13 protein-coding genes are annotated in these 15182 nt (G+C 37.4%); all 13 read left to right on the forward strand.

Features of this window, described 5'->3' with window-relative positions; genetic code table 11:
* Positions 1-288 precede the first annotated feature (288 nt).
* The 13 genes from BK579_RS07900 to BK579_RS07960 all read left to right on the forward strand — a co-directional run bounded on the left by BK579_RS07900 (position 289) and on the right by BK579_RS07960 (position 15177).
* A complete protein-coding gene (locus BK579_RS07900) occupies positions 289-1287 on the forward strand; it encodes a Gfo/Idh/MocA family protein (RefSeq protein ID WP_078544668.1) in 999 nt (332 codons plus the stop codon).
* The gene (locus BK579_RS07905) at positions 1284-2048 is read left to right on the forward strand and encodes a sugar phosphate isomerase/epimerase family protein (RefSeq protein WP_078544669.1); all 765 of its coding nucleotides are present in this window, start codon (positions 1284-1286) and stop codon (positions 2046-2048) included. Before BK579_RS07900 ends, BK579_RS07905 begins: the two co-directional genes overlap by 4 nt.
* Positions 2049-2187: 139 nt before the next feature.
* Positions 2188-3120, forward strand: a complete 933-nt coding sequence (locus BK579_RS07910; RefSeq protein WP_328589307.1) for an ABC transporter permease — start codon at positions 2188-2190, stop codon at positions 3118-3120.
* Positions 3121-3136: 16 nt separating this feature from the next.
* Positions 3137-4018, forward strand: a complete 882-nt coding sequence (locus tag BK579_RS07915) for a carbohydrate ABC transporter permease (protein WP_078544671.1) — start codon at positions 3137-3139, stop codon at positions 4016-4018.
* 39 nt (positions 4019-4057) lie between these two features.
* The gene (locus BK579_RS07920; RefSeq protein ID WP_078544672.1) at positions 4058-5566 is read left to right on the forward strand and encodes an extracellular solute-binding protein; all 1509 of its coding nucleotides are present in this window, start codon (positions 4058-4060) and stop codon (positions 5564-5566) included.
* Between the two features lie 281 nt (positions 5567-5847).
* Complete coding sequence (locus BK579_RS07925; RefSeq protein WP_235848380.1) at positions 5848-6213, forward strand: cupin domain-containing protein; 366 nt, start codon at positions 5848-5850, stop codon at positions 6211-6213.
* Between the two features lie 75 nt (positions 6214-6288).
* Positions 6289-7518, forward strand: coding sequence for a Tm-1-like ATP-binding domain-containing protein (locus BK579_RS07930; RefSeq protein ID WP_078544674.1), 1230 nt, complete (start codon positions 6289-6291; stop codon positions 7516-7518).
* Between the two features lie 17 nt (positions 7519-7535).
* Complete coding sequence (locus BK579_RS07935; RefSeq protein WP_078544675.1) at positions 7536-8360, forward strand: phosphoenolpyruvate hydrolase family protein; 825 nt, start codon at positions 7536-7538, stop codon at positions 8358-8360.
* 1068 nt (positions 8361-9428) lie between these two features.
* Entirely contained in the window at positions 9429-10613 is a 1185-nt protein-coding gene (locus tag BK579_RS07940) for an ROK family protein (RefSeq protein WP_204524777.1), read from the forward strand.
* Positions 10614-10700: 87 nt separating this feature from the next.
* Complete coding sequence (locus tag BK579_RS07945) at positions 10701-11537, forward strand: sugar phosphate isomerase/epimerase family protein (protein WP_078544677.1); 837 nt, start codon at positions 10701-10703, stop codon at positions 11535-11537.
* Positions 11538-11546: 9 nt separating this feature from the next.
* Positions 11547-12653 carry a Gfo/Idh/MocA family protein gene (locus BK579_RS07950; protein ID WP_078544678.1) on the forward strand — a complete coding sequence of 369 codons (1107 nt, stop codon included), beginning with the start codon at positions 11547-11549 and terminating at the stop codon, positions 12651-12653.
* A 151-nt stretch (positions 12654-12804) separates the two neighbouring features.
* Positions 12805-14082, forward strand: a complete 1278-nt coding sequence (locus tag BK579_RS07955; protein ID WP_078544679.1) for an ABC transporter substrate-binding protein — start codon at positions 12805-12807, stop codon at positions 14080-14082.
* A 144-nt stretch (positions 14083-14226) separates the two neighbouring features.
* On the forward strand, positions 14227-15177 hold the full coding sequence (locus BK579_RS07960) for a carbohydrate ABC transporter permease (protein WP_078544680.1): 951 nt from the start codon (positions 14227-14229) through the stop codon (positions 15175-15177).
* The last annotated feature ends 5 nt before the right edge of the window (positions 15178-15182 follow it).

Genomic DNA, 15182 nt, shown 5'->3' on the forward strand with positions numbered 1-15182 from the left:
TTTTTTTTAAATAAAATTTCTATTGAAACAACTATCCTAAGATAGTTGTTTTTCTTTTCCTTTTCTCTTAATATCCGTATTTTACCATTTTAAATAAATGGTGTTATCGGATTTAATCTCTGAGCCAAGTTATTTTAAAAAAAGAGTTTATAACTTTAAGATTATTGAATTTTAAAAATAGTAAAAAAATACGATTGACTATTCAACATTGTTGAACTAAACTGAAAACAGTTGAACGATAGTAAAAGTTTAACGAGAATATTTACGAAAATAAGGGGTGATTGGTTGATGGTTAAAAAGTATAAAGTTGGTCTAATCGGTGCAGGTGGAGTAACAGAGTTACATTTAGAAGGTTACAAAGATCAAACGGACAGAGTAGAGGTTGTTGCTATATGTGATTCTAATTCTGAAATATTAAAAGAACGTGCAGATAAGTATGGGATTCCTCAAAGATTTACTAGTCTAGAAGATTTTATTCAATTTAGTAACGTAGATGTTGCAATTGTATGCACCCCTACATCCATTAGAAAAGACATTGTGTTTCCTCTTATTGAAGCAGGTTTACCAGTATTTGTTGAAAAGCCATTTTCTGATTCGTTGGAAGAAGCAACAGAAATTGTAAACAAAGCTAACCAACACAAAATTCCCATCTCCGTCAATCAGAATTTTAGACGCCACTATCCATTTGAATTAGTAAGGAGAATTGTAGAGGAAGGAGTAATTGGAAGTGTAAATCAAATCATTTTCAATGAAATATTCTTTAGACAAGATCAAGGTTGGCGACTAAATTGTGAGCGTCATGCGATGTCAGTCATGGGGATACATTGGTTTGACGGCTTTAGATTAATTCTTGATTCTGCCCCCAAATCGATTGCTTGTCTGACACGTTCAGCCTCAGTTATTAATTGTGTTGGAGAAACAGAAGCAACTGTGCAAATTGCTTTTGAAAATGATTCAATCGTGACATATGTCCAAAGTTTTTCAAGTACTTATGGGAAGAATGAAATGATCGTCATCGGTGAAAAAGGGACACTAATTTGCAATCATACTTCTGTGAAACTCTATCAAAAAGGCGAGAGAGAACCTGTTCAAACATGGGAAAATAAGGTGTCTAGAGAAGAAGCGACATTTGAAGGATTAAATCAACTATTAACTTCATTAGAAACTGGAATAGAAGCAAAAAATAGTGCAATCGATAATTTGAAAACGGTTTCATTATTGGATGCAGCATACCTTGCTGCAAATGAAAATAGAATTGTTACTTTTAAACAAGGAGCATTAATATGACATTAAAACTAGCATTTTCTAGACCGACAGACACTTTGGAGGAGCAAAGGATATTATTTGAGAATTATCGTCAAATCGGATATGACGGGCTTCAATTAAAGAATGGTCAATATGCTAGCTATCTTGAATGTCCAGAACAATTTTTGGAAGATTGGGGCGCACCAAAAGGCCTGGCGTCGGGATTAATTACAGCTGGAGTGCTTGATGAACAGAATATTCAACAACTTCGTAATGTCTATAAGTTCGCTGAGAAAACTGGAACTGATTTAATCGTATTTTGTCATTTGGTTCCTAGAAGTGAAGTAAGCATTGAAGAAATACGTAAGTATGCTGACTTATTTTCTGAACTGGGAAAAGAAGCAGAGCAGTGCGGTGTGAAGCTATCTTTGCATCATCATTATAATAATCCGGTTATGCATAGAGAGGACTTTGATATTTTTTTCGATCGCATACAGAATCAATCAGTTGGTTTAACTGTTGACACTGCTCATCTTGTAAAATCGGGTATTACGGATATTCAAGAATTGATTCAGAGTTATGGAAAAGTGATCGATAATTTTCACCTGAAGGATTTTGCGAATGGAGATTGGCGTGTATTGGGTCAAGGTGAGATAGACTTTAAACCAATTTTCAAAGCAATTGAAGCGATTAAATATAATGGCTGGATATCTGCTGATGAAGAAAGTGGAAGCGGTATCATTGGTGGGATGAAAGATTGTCATTCTTATATAAAGCAAGGTCTGTCAATTGCAATAGATTAATATAGATAGGCTACCTTTTTCTTAGTTGTATCCCCCTTACGATCTATAGAAAGGGTAGCCTACCCAATTGAATTGAATTTATCTCAAAATTAGAAGGGATGTGATTAATGTGGAAACAACTACAACTACTCCTGCTTCAATTAAAGTAGTTGAAAGGAAAAAGAAAAGATTAAAACTTGTATCAGATTTAAAACGCGATCGGTACTTATATCTTCTCATTCTTCCTGGTTTATTGTTTTTCATTATCTTCAAATACGTTCCAATGTGGGGGATTATCATTTCCTTTCAAGATTATTCACCATATTTAGGAGTATTAAAAAGCGAATGGGTAGGATTTGCTCACTTTCAACGTTTTTTCACAAATCCTGATTTTATCATACTGTTCCGCAACACGATGATGATCAGCCTATTAAACTTAGTATTCTTTTTTCCGATTCCAATCATCTTAGCCATCCTCTTAAATGAAGTTCGTTCCCAGGTATTTAAAAGATCGATTCAATCTATTGTCTATCTACCTCATTTTCTATCATGGGTTATTATCGCTGGGATTTCATTTTTATTGTTATCAGAATCCGGAGGAATTGTAAATATGATGATGGAAAAGTTAGGGTTTAGTCGCTTTGACTTTTTAACAAATGAGAGTACATTTTGGTATTTGTTAGTTGGTCAAAATATTTGGAAAGAAACTGGCTGGGGAACGATTATCTTTTTAGCTGCAGTTGCGGGAGTTAATCCGGCTTTGTATGAAGCAGCAAAAATGGATGGTGCAAGCCGAGTCAGGCAAATCTGGCATATTACTCTACCAGGAATAAGAAATGTCATCATCGTTCTCTTCATCTTACGTCTTGGAAATATTATGGATGTAGGATTCGAGCAAGTTTTTCTAATGATGAATGGAGCTGTTTCGCAAGTAGCTGACGTATTTGAAACCTATGTCTATCGTAATGGTATTCAGAGTGGCCAGTTTAGTTACACGACAGCAGTTGGGTTGTTCAAATCTGTGATAGGGTTAGCTCTTGTTGTGTTAGCAAATTGGCTAGCGAAATTATTCGGCGAGGAAGGAATTTACTAGGAAAGAGGGTGAAGTAATGAAAGAAAGCTCGGGGGATCGGCTATTTAATATCGCTAATATAACAATTCTAGTCATTATTGGGATTGTTACATTATTTCCACTTTATTATGTATTTGTAGTTTCATTTGCAACCCCTTATGAATATGTCGAGAAAAACGGATTTATATTGTTTCCAACAGAATGGACCCTTGCCTCTTATAAATATCTCTTAACAACCTCAGCCTTTATGAAATCTACGGGGGTTAGTGCATTTCTAGCTACGGTTGGAACTGCGCTTAGTTTAGTCGTCACAGCAGGGATTGCGTTCGGTCTTTCTCGTAAAAGATTAAGAGGAAGAAAGATTATCTTAATGCTTATTCTATTTACCATCTTATTCAACCCAGGAATCATCCCTCAATATATTTTGGTTCGTGATTTGGGGTTGATTAACAGTGTATGGTCCTTGATTTTGCCAGTTCTTTCTAGTGGTTGGTACGTAATTTTGATGAAAAGCTTCTTTGATAACATTCCAACTGAATTAGAGGAAGCAGCCACAATAGATGGATGTAATGATTTAGGAATCTTCTTTAGAATTGTCCTGCCATTGTCCATCCCAGCTCTTGTAGCATTTGGATTATTTTATGCGGTGGCATATTGGAACACATTCTTTAATGCAATTTTATTCATCAATGACTTTGATAAAGTCCCATTACAGGTTGTGTTAAGAAATATGTTAATAGATTCTGATACGTCTACAAGTGGTGCTGCAGCGGTTGAGATGGTATCGGAACAACAACTCCCAGCACAAACAATCAAAATGGCAGCGGTTGTTATTTCGACATTACCAATACTATTAATTTATCCATTTTTACAAAAACACTTTGCGAAAGGGGTCATGCTGGGTTCTGTTAAAGGATAATCTGTTTTTACTATTAAATGAAAAAAGGGAGGATTCGAAATGAGTCATAAGGAGATCTCAATAAAGCATGGATTTAAATCAGTTTTAATCGGTGGATTGTTATTAAGTACACTTTTAACAGGCTGTACAACCGATTCAAGTAGTTCTGAGGCGGATGGAGGACCAGTCAAAATTTCAATTATGTCAGATTTTACGATAGCACAACCTCCTTCAGAGGATAATCCAGTCTTATTAGAACTAGAGAAACGTACTAACACTGATTTAGATATCACATGGGTGTCAGGTCCAGATTATATTGATCGTTTAAATGTTGTGCTAAGCTCAGGAGATCTTCCTGACCTCATAAAGATCGATGATGTAACAAATCCGGTCTTTCAACAACTGGTTGAACAAGGAGCATTCTGGGACCTAACTCCTTATGTAGAAGAATATGAAAACTTAATGAATTATCCAGAAGTTATCTGGAAAAACACATCAATTGATGGGAAAAACTTCGTGATTCCAGTTGCCAGACCATTAGATGGATTTGTTACTCCTTCCATTAGAAAAGATTGGTTGGATGAACTTGGACTTGAAGTGCCTCAAACTACAGATGAACTATATGAAGTGTTAAAAGCGTTTAAAGAAAACAAACCAGATGGTGAAGACCCAACTTACGGCTACACAATGCGTGCAGATTACTGGTTACAATCTGTATTTACTGGAGCAAGAGATAAATGGAAGGAAGTGGATGGGGAGCTTGTAGATGTCACGTTAGAACCGGAAATGAGAGAAGCCTTATTATATAAACACAAATTATATAATGAAGGATTAATTCCTCCAGATTATGCAGTTATGAAAGAAACTCAATTCTGGGATCTTGCCACTGGTGGTCGTGCTGGGTTAACAGCTGAGACGATTGAAGCTACATGGCGTTGGACTTACGACCAGTGGAAAAGAGAATCAAGCGTTGATTGGCTTCCACTCACAGCGTTAAGTGCACCTAACAGAGAGCCATATGCAGAGCAATTTAGAGGGTACATTGGCTGTATAGCAATTCCGAAATCTGTTCCAGAAGAAAAGATGAAGAAAATTTTATCACTAGTAGACTATGGTGCGTCTGAAGAAGGCGGCACATTAACCCTATACGGTATTGAGGGTACTCATTACAACGAAGAAGATGGCTTTAAAGTGGCAACAGAACAAGCTGTTAAAGATAGCGTAGGTGTTGGAGCCTTCGGAAAAATGTTCATGAAATTCGATCCATATATGTATGCGTATGCACCAGGTATGCCAAAAGAAAAATTTGATCGTAACAAGCAAATTATCGACCAAAAGGAACCAATTAGTGAACCAGATCCAGCCATTGGTTTAGTTTCTGAAACTCACTTAAAAATGGGAGCAGACTATACCAAGAAAATTGATGATTTAAAAATACAAGTTATTATGGGCAAACAGCCTATCGAAGCTTGGGATAAATATGTTGAAGAACTAAAGCAAGATGCAACCTATCAAAAAATTATTGAGGAAATGAACGCAGCTTATAAGGCTCGTGAGGAATCATACTAAACAAGGAATAGCAGATAAACTGAATAATTTTGGGGCACTATTTTCACAAGTCATAACCACAGTGCCCCTTTTGTTATATTGATTTATTAATCTAAAAAACCTTATTGGTAGTATTATCAGAGAGTTACTCCAGCTCCTTTGGGATGAAGCGGTTTCGGGAGAATCCACTGATAGGAAGCTCCCGGCGGACCGCCCCGTGATGTTCCAATGGTGTATTGTATTGAATGGAGTGATCTACAATCTATGTATTTTAAAGGTAACTAAAAAAATCTTAAAAGGAGATGTTGAATTTGGCGACAATTACTAATTTAAAAGATCAAAAGCACGTTTTAAATATGGATTGGGGTAAAATTCAATGGTTGTGTGGCAAGGAAATTGACCCAGATAGTGAAATGACATTTGGAATGGTTTTCATCAATGCAGGAGATTCAAACCCTAGACATATCCATCCGAACTGTGAGGAGTATATCTTTGTTCTCTCAGGAGAATGTGATCATTCGTTAGGGGATGAAATGTATCACCTCAAACCAGGTATGATGTTGCGAATCCCTCAAGGAGTTCCACATAACGCCACTGTTACTAGCTGGGAGCCTTGTCGAATGATCATTACTTATTCAGCACCTGATCGTCAAACAATTGGTGAGTAATTTTCATTTTAGAAAATTGGCTTGTTATTATGAAAACATTCTGCTTCTAATAATTTAATTACAAGGAGTGATATAGTGGAGTCTAAAAAAGTTATACTTATTGGTTCTTTTGATACAAAGGGGACTGAATTTGAATTTGTAAAAGATACATTAGAAAGGTTAGGGATAGAAACCTATTTGGTTGATATAGGCGTACTTAACACTCCTCAGATTCAACCAGACATCCCAAGTAGTGAGGTAGCTAAATTAGCAGGGACAACATTAGAAGTTCTTAGACAGGACAATGACAGAGGTAAAGCGGTTTCAGCAATGGCTGAAGGAGTAGCAAAAGTCATGGAGCAACTAATCCACAAAGGGATTGTTGCTGGTGTGATTGGGATGGGTGGTACAGCTGGTACAACGGTTGGCGCATCAGCTATGAAGGTTGTTCCAATCGGTATTCCTAAGTTATTAGTTTCAACAGTTGCATCAGGAAATACTAGGCCATATGTTGGGGTCAAAGACGTAACGATGATGTATTCTGTAATCGATATTGCCGGGATTAATAAATTATCGAGTCGTATTTTAAGTAATGCTGCTTATGCAATGGCTGGAATGGTCAAAGGTATCTATAGTGAATCTATAGAACAAGATGACAAAATCACAATTGGAATGACGATGTTTGGAGTTACTACACCTTGTGTTACAAAAGTAAGGGAAATCCTCGAAGAGCAAGGTTACGATATTTTAGTGTTCCATGCGACAGGCACTGGTGGTCTTGCAATGGAAGAATTAATTGATGGTGGTTTTATTAAGGCCGTAGCAGACATTACCACTACTGAATTAGCAGACGAGTTAGTCGGAGGAATCTTCACCGCTGGCCCTACAAGATTAGAAGCAGCGGGTAAAGCTGGTATTCCTCAAGTTGTTTCCGTTGGAGCATTGGATATGGTTAACTTTGGCACGCCGGATTCTGTGCCTGTACAGTTCAAAAACAGAAAGTTTTACCAGCACAACCCTACAACTACATTGATGAGAACAACGACCGATGAAAATCGAAAATTAGGAGAAATAATTGCTATAAAGTTAAATCAAGCTATAATCCCACCTATAGTAATCTTTCCTAAGGGAGGAGTATCACTTATTGATCAAGAAGGGCAGGCCTTTGAGGGGGTTGAGCAACGGGAAGTTTTGTATTCGACACTTAAGGAAAATTTAAGACCTGATATCCCGTTCATTGAAACCGAGAAGGATATCAATGATGAGTCAGTGGCAGAACTGATTGCTAGTAAGTTATTAAGTAGTTTAAGAGAGACTGTTAAATAGAGAGAGGAGTTGTCGCTATGGTATTATCAAGAGAAGAAATTCTGAACCGTCTTAGGTCTAATATAGAGAGAAACGTTGCTGTTGTTGGGGCAGGCGCAGGAACGGGTCTTTCGGCTAAATGTGCTGAAATGGGTGGAGTAGATTTAATTATTATATACAATTCAGGACGTTATCGCATGTCAGGTAGAGGTTCCTTATCTGGGTTAATGCCTTATGGGGATGCGAACCAAATTGTGGTTGATATGGGAAGAGAGGTCTTACCAATCGTTGAGGACACGCCTGTATTAGCTGGTGTTTGTGGAACAGATCCATTTAGAGTGATGAGCGTGTTTTTAGAAGATTTAAAACGAATGGGATTTTCTGGTGTTCAAAACTTCCCAACTGTTGGGCTATGCGATGGGATATTCAGGCAAAACCTTGAAGAAACAGGAATGGGATATGATCTTGAGGTTGAAATGATTCGAAAAGCAAATGAAGTCGGTTTATTGACAACGCCGTATGTTTTTAATGAGGACGATGCAATAAAAATGGCTAGGGCTGGCGCAGATGTGTTAGTTGCTCATGTTGGGTTAACAACGAAGGGAAGTATTGGTGCCAAAACAGCACTAACATTAGATGAGTCTGTAGACCTTGTCCAAAGAATACACGATGCAGGAAAGTCAATAAATCCCGATATTATTGTTTTGTGTCACGGAGGACCTATATCCGAGCCAGAAGATGCGGAATATGTATTAAGTAAAACAAACGGCATTAGTGGATTCTTCGGTGCTTCCAGTATGGAGCGTTTACCTACTGAAAGAGCTATTACTGAGCAGGTTAAGAGATTTAAAAACATACTTTAAAGAAAATGTATTTCCTATTTCCTTAAAAATATTTCAACATATCTAAATAAGTAGCCTAAATCGAAAGCTGATTTAGGCTATTCGTAATTATAACAGGAACTTAGGGACAGTTATGTTCGTTTAATTTGATTCATGGTAGTGTATCCTAAAAAAACAACCTATTAGGATCACATCCAAGTCAGAATTTTACAGGCTTTTTTATAAGCATAATAGAAACTAACGGATTTCAAAACTGATTTTGTACAATTGTATATTTCTCCTCAAATATCCGAATGCCGTACCAAGCATGTAAAAACACAAATAACAACTGAACTCCTTTTAATCCACGAGGGGTAGAGCTTAACTTATAATATACTATTTACTGAAGATAGAATCAGTGTGCCATGCACTATTCTCTTCACTAATCTTGTGTAAAACTATTAAATTTTGTCCGTTGATCGGATTTTTACTGTCTATGTAATAGACTTTCTTGTGGAAAATCTCGATTGTGATTGCTCCTCTATCACTTTTCTCCAACAACCCTAGCTTCGAGGGTTGTTGGTATCTTAATACCAATAAGGGCGGAGCATTAGAGAGGTTTCACCGACAAAACGACCAGAGCAAGCGGTCAAAATGTCGTGGAGGAAAGGTGTCACCGACAAAACGACCAGAGCAAGTGGTCAAAATGTCGTTGAGTAGAGGTCTCACCGACAACACCCCACATCAAGCCTTCCGAACTGTCGTTGATGCAAAGTCTCAACGATAAATCTACCAAAAAAAACAAGTTGTCCATACGTCCTTGAGTCGAGGTCTTTAGGACAAAATTAACAGATGAAGTACTACACGATTGTGGAGCGAGGAATCTATCTCCTAAATTCCTGTCGTTAATTGTTTAAAATGCTCATAATTTTTGTTTAAATAAGCATTGAAAAGAGACTAGAAAAAATAGAATAATAAAAGTGTAATCACCTTTAATGAAAAGGAGGTAGAATATAATTTTTAAAGAAAGCGTTTTCTGGGATGGGGTTAGCAACAAGTGTGGACCTACTTAGCACGTATATTTATTCCTTGTATAAGGTAGTTGATGTTGTGAGGACAGGGAACTTAGGTTTAGTGAAGAGAATCAATAAAAATACTGTTCTTAACATAATTCGTGATTACAAACGAATTTCTCGTGCAAACATTGCAAAGGTAGCAGGATTAAATAAAGCAACAGTTTCCTCCTTAGTCGATGAACTAATTCAAGAACATTATGTCATTGAATTGGGCACTGGGGAGTCAACAGGTGGAAGAAGACCGCTTATGCTTGAATTTAATAGAAATGCTGGTACTTTAATAGGTGTTGAGCTAGGAGTTAATTTCATTTTAGTTGTTTCAACCAACTTGCAAGCTCGGATCATCTGGAAAAAACAAGTGTATTTGAAAAAGGATGAGCTGCAACAGCATATTGTTGAAAAAATGGTAGAAACGATTAAAGAAGCAATAGAGCTGTCACCCAAAACCCCCTATGGAATTATAGGGATTGTTGTTGGAGTACCAGGTATTGTGAATCATGAGACAGGGTCTATTTTATTTGCACCTAATCTTAACTGGGATTATGTCCCGATCGCTTCTATGCTTACACAGCAGTTACCCCACTATAGAATTCATGTTGAAAATGAGGCAAAGCTCGCAGCACTTGGGGAAAAGTGGTTTGGTTCAGGTAAGGAATATAAAAATATTGTTTATATAAGTGCTGGTACTGGGATTGGTGCTGGGGTTATTTTAAATGAGCAGCTCTACACTGGAGTTGAAGGATTAGCTGGAGAAGTTGGTCACCATATAATCGACGTGAAAGGATTGAAATGTAGCTGTGGAAATTACGGATGCTGGGAAATGTATGCATCTGAAAAAGCACTTCAAAATCGCCTTAAACCATTATTGTTAGAAGAATACTCGATTGACTCTATTCTATTACTAGCTAGATTAGGGAACAGCGAGATCAATAAGGTCCTATCAGAAACAGGGATGTACTTGGGTGTTGGTCTATTAAATATTATCAATTCTTACAACCCGGAAGCAATTATCATCGGAAACTCACTTGTAGAAGCTGGTGACTTGATTCTTGATCCGGCTAAGAAGTTTGTTAAAAAAAGTATGTTAAATAAAGCCAATCATCCTAACATTATTAAAGCTCAACTTGGAGACAAAAGCTGTGTGATTGGTGCCGTTTCACTAATTTTAAAGGAACTATTAAGTATTGAAGAGGAAGAAGACTCAGAAATAATTGGGTGAAAAATTTTTAGAATTTTTTTACTATTGTTAATTTATTTATTAAACAAACTAACTAACTAACCGAGTAAGAAAGGAGTTGTCGTCTTAGTGAAGGTATCGTGTCATTTAATTACTTGGGGGGAAGATCTCCTTACAGGCTTAAAGGAAGCATCTGAGTTAGGATATCAGGCGTGTGAAACATTTACTCATATTGCTTTACAATATGAGAACCGAATGGAGGAATTTAAAGAATTACTCGCAAATCATCAATTTGAGCTTTCCGCTTTATATGGTGGCGGGAGATTTAGTGAAAAGGCTAAACAAAAGGAAGTTATCGAATATAACACTCGTGTGGCTAAATTCTTAGCGGCAAATAATAGTGACATTATTGTATTCGGTCCAGGTGGGCCAAGAAATCCAACAGGCACCTCTTTAGATGAATTGAAAATCGCCGCTGAAACGATTAATGAGGCAGCAAAACGCTGCTATGATTTAGGTGTGAAAGCTTGTGTTCATCCACACCTATGGACGGAGATCCAAGATGAAAATGAAATAGATGCTATTATGGAATTGACAGACCCTAACTACGTATTTTTCTGTCCTGACACCGCCCATTTAACAAAAGCTGGAATGGACCCCGTAAAGGTCATGAGACGTTATAAAGATCGAATTCAATATTTGCATTTGAAGGACGTGACACCTGATGATGCAGTCGATGTTGAAAAGTTCCCAATTTTAACAGGAAATGAAGCTTTACCTATTTTTTGTGAGCTAGGTTTAGGGACGATTGATTTTCAACCAGTGTATGCATTTTTAGAAGAAATAAATTATAACGGTTGGGTAACTGTCGAAATTGACAAATCGACGAGTACTCCTTATCAAAGCTTAAAAACGTGTAAGGAATTTGTCGAAGAACAGCTAGGACTTTTAGTAAGTCAGAAGTAGGTGAGGTTATTGAGAAAGATAAAAGCAGGAATTATTGGTTGTGGAAATATTAGTGGTATTTATTTTAAAGCAGGTAATAGATTTAAAGATTTTGAGATTATCGCTTGCGCTGATTTAGAATTAAACCGAGCACAATCAAAAGCAGACGAATTTCGAATAAAGAAAGCTTATACAGTTGAAGAGTTATTAGCAGATCCTGATGTAGAATTAGTCATCAATTTAACCATTCCACAGGCACATGCAGAGATTTGTTTGGAAGCGCTTTATTCAGGAAAACACGTGTATGTGGAGAAGCCTCTTTCTATTTCTAGAGAGGATGCAAGACAAATTTTAGACGTTGCGAAGGAAAAGGGGTTACTTGTCGGTGCAGCACCAGATACCTTTTTAGGAGGTGGAATTCAAACTTGTCGAAATCTCCTTGATGAAGGTGTGATTGGTGAGGTAGTCGCTGCTACAGCATTTATGATGATCCCAGGTCATGAAAGGTGGCATCCAGATCCAGCTTTTTATTATCAAAAGGGTGGAGGACCAATGTTTGATATGGGACCTTATTATCTTACAGCACTTATTACTTTGATTGGTCCTATTCGAAGAGTTAGTGGTACAACAAGGATCACCTATCATAACCGAATGATTACAAGTCAACCAAAGCATGGAGAATCGATCCATGTCGAGACGCCGACCCATATTGCTGGATTAATTGATTTCCAGAATGGTGCGATTGGTTCCATTATCACTAGTTTTGATGTGTGGGGAACTCGATTACCACATATTGAGATTTATGGATCCAAGGGTTCATTATATGTACCAGATCCAAATACATTTGGAGGTCCAGTTTATGTGCGTAAAGCGGGAGAATCTAGTGAAGTGGAAGTGCCATTAACACATGGATACACAGATAATAGCCGTGGCCTTGGTGTTGCTGATATGGCAAATGCAATGATGACTGGTAAAACTCATCGAGCAAATGGCGAAATGGCTTATCACGTGTTAGATGTCATGCAAGCATTTCTTGATTCTTCAGACCAAGGATCGCATATCGAACTTTCCAGTAGTTGTAAGAGACCAAGTCCTCTACCAGTAGGCCTGGTGGATGGAGAAGTAGAAATTTACTAAGCATACCTACTATTTAATAACGACGAATTTAGTCGAAAGATAGTAATGAAAGCCCTTACAAAACACATTGACCTGTCTGAATCTTCAAAAATATAATTAATATTGTGTTAGTTTAACAACTGAACTTTTTAAAATAAAGGGGGAAAAGAAGATGTTAAGGAAGTTTGGAATTCAAAAGATCTTACTAGTTTTTGTGAGTGTTATGCTTTTTATTGGTGTAGTTGGTTGTAGTAAAGATACGTCTACTGATTCAAATGGAAAAACAAAGTTAACCATTTGGTTGTGGCCTGGAATGGGAATTGAAGACCAAATTAAACAATATGCCGAAGAAAACGGAATTGAAGTAGACATTCAACTTTCTGAGTTTGCCGATGTCCATAACAACTTAACAACTGCGCTAGCAGCTGGCAGTGGTGCTCCAGATATCTCAGCTGTCGAAGTAAAGGGTATTGATAAGATGAAAGGAAATCCTGAACATTTTCATAACCTCCTTGATTTAGGGGCAGATGACGTAAAAGGAGATTATTTAGATTGGAAATGGCGGCAAGCGCTTACAGCTGATGGTAAACACCTACTAGGCTTACCAACAGATATCGGTCCACAAGCAATGGCATACCGTTTAGACATATTTGAACAAGCTGGTTTACCTACTGACCGTGAAGAAGTGGCAAACCTAATTAAAACATGGGATGACTTCATTCGTGTAGGGGAAGAAATTAAAGCGAAAACAGGTAAGGCAATGATCGACTCTCCAAATGGTGCTTACTCAGTAATGGAAGGTCAAGGAAGTGAAAAATATTTTGATAAAGATGGCAATGTGATTGTGCAAGATAATCCACAAATCAAAAAAGCATATGATTTTGCCGTACAGTTAATTGAAAAAGATCTTACTTCAGGTTTCGAACAATGGTCAGCTGAATGGGGTACAGGGATGACAAATGGCGATTTTGCTACATTACTTGCTCCAGCTTGGATGATGACATTTATGAAGGAAAATGCTCCCGATGCAGCTGGTATATGGGATATTACATTATTACCAGAAGGTTCAGGTAACTGGGGTGGTTCATTCTTAACGATTCCGAAAGAATCAAAGAATGCTGAAGAAGCTTACAAATTAATCAAATGGTTACTATCTCCAGAACAACAATTAGCTACATTCAAGACGGCAGGGAATTTCCCATCAACACCAGGAATCTATGATTCTGAAGAAATTCAAAGCTTTACAAGTGATTATTTCAACAATGCTCCTGTAGGTAAAATTTATGCAGAAGCTGCTAAACAGGTAAAACCAATTATCGAAGGTCCTGAATCAATTCAAATTGAAGGATATATCGGTGACGCAATTACACGTGTGAAGGACGGTCAAGCTGAGCCACAAGCAAGCTGGGATCAAGCAATGGAACAAATTGAGCGTGAGTTAAGCCGATAACTCTAGTTAGGAGAGACTGGTCATTTATCAGTCTCTCTAAACTGAAACAAATGATTTTGAGTACATTAAACCCGTTGAAAACAATGGAGAGACTGGTCTTTTTACAATCTCTTATCTTATAGAAAATTGAAAGGGGGAAATACAATGTCCTCGAATGTAAATCTAAATAAACAGCAACCTGCGAATAGTCCTTCCTATAAGAAGACATGGAAGCAGTCTACGAAGGATCATATATCTGGATACTTATATATCTCTCCATTTTTTATTATATTTGGAGTGTTTGGAGTCTTTCCAATCATCTTCACAGCCTGGATCTCATTTCATAAGTGGAATATCTTAGGGACGAAAGAATTCGTTGGATTAAGAAACTATCAACTTCTCTTTACAGATGACCCTCTTTTTTGGAAAGCATTAGGAAATACCTTTAGTATTTGGTTCATTTCAACGTTACCACAGCTGTTTTTGGCACTGATTTTAGCGTTTATATTAAATTCCGCCTTTGTTAAAGGGAAACAATTCTTTCGACTAGCCGTTTTCTTACCTAATATTACGTCTGTTGTTGCAGTAGCGATTATCTTTGGGGCCATCTTTGGTCAACAATATGGAATCTTAAATTACTTGCTATCATTCTTTGGTATTGAGCCGATTAACTGGCAAGGGACCTATTGGGGAACACATCTTGCGATATCTTCCATGGTTATGTGGAGGTGGACAGGATATAATGCCATCATCTATTTAGCGGCGTTACAAAGCATTCCTAAAGATTTATATGAAGCAGCCCGGATTGACGGTGCAAGTAAAGCTCAACAGCTTTTCCATATCACCATTCCGATGATTCGTCCAATGATCATTTTTACAGTGATTTTATCAACGATTGGTGGAATGCAAATTTTTGCGGAGCCTCTTATGTTCTCAGGTCCTGGTGGTGGAGCAATGGATCAAGGCTTAACAATGACACTATACCTATATGAAGAAGCATTTACACGAAATTCCTTCGGATATGCTTCAGCAATTGCTTGGGTATTGTTCCTAATCATTGTCCTTTTCTCACTAGTGAATCTGTTTGTAACAAGACGTATAAAATCCGCTGAATAAGGAAG

This window comes from Litchfieldia alkalitelluris, from assembly GCF_002019645.1.
GTDB classification, from domain to species: Bacteria; Bacillota; Bacilli; order Bacillales; family Bacillaceae_L; genus Litchfieldia; species Litchfieldia alkalitelluris.

Bases quoted from the DNA above. Each gene is read 5' to 3' on its own strand.
- BK579_RS07960 (WP_078544680.1), top strand. From the start codon at position 14,227: ATGTCCTCGAATGTAAATCTAAATAAACAGCAACCTGCGAATAGTCCT.
- BK579_RS07900 (WP_078544668.1), top strand. From the start codon at position 289: ATGGTTAAAAAGTATAAAGTTGGTCTAATCGGTGCAGGTGGAGTAACA.
- BK579_RS07905 (WP_078544669.1), top strand. From the start codon at position 1,284: ATGACATTAAAACTAGCATTTTCTAGACCGACAGACACTTTGGAGGAG.
- BK579_RS07935 (WP_078544675.1), top strand. From the start codon at position 7,536: ATGGTATTATCAAGAGAAGAAATTCTGAACCGTCTTAGGTCTAATATA.
- BK579_RS07925 (WP_235848380.1), top strand. From the start codon at position 5,848: ATGTTGAATTTGGCGACAATTACTAATTTAAAAGATCAAAAGCACGTT.
- BK579_RS07920 (WP_078544672.1), top strand. From the start codon at position 4,058: ATGAGTCATAAGGAGATCTCAATAAAGCATGGATTTAAATCAGTTTTA.
- BK579_RS07915 (WP_078544671.1), top strand. From the start codon at position 3,137: ATGAAAGAAAGCTCGGGGGATCGGCTATTTAATATCGCTAATATAACA.
- BK579_RS07955 (WP_078544679.1), top strand. From the start codon at position 12,805: ATGTTAAGGAAGTTTGGAATTCAAAAGATCTTACTAGTTTTTGTGAGT.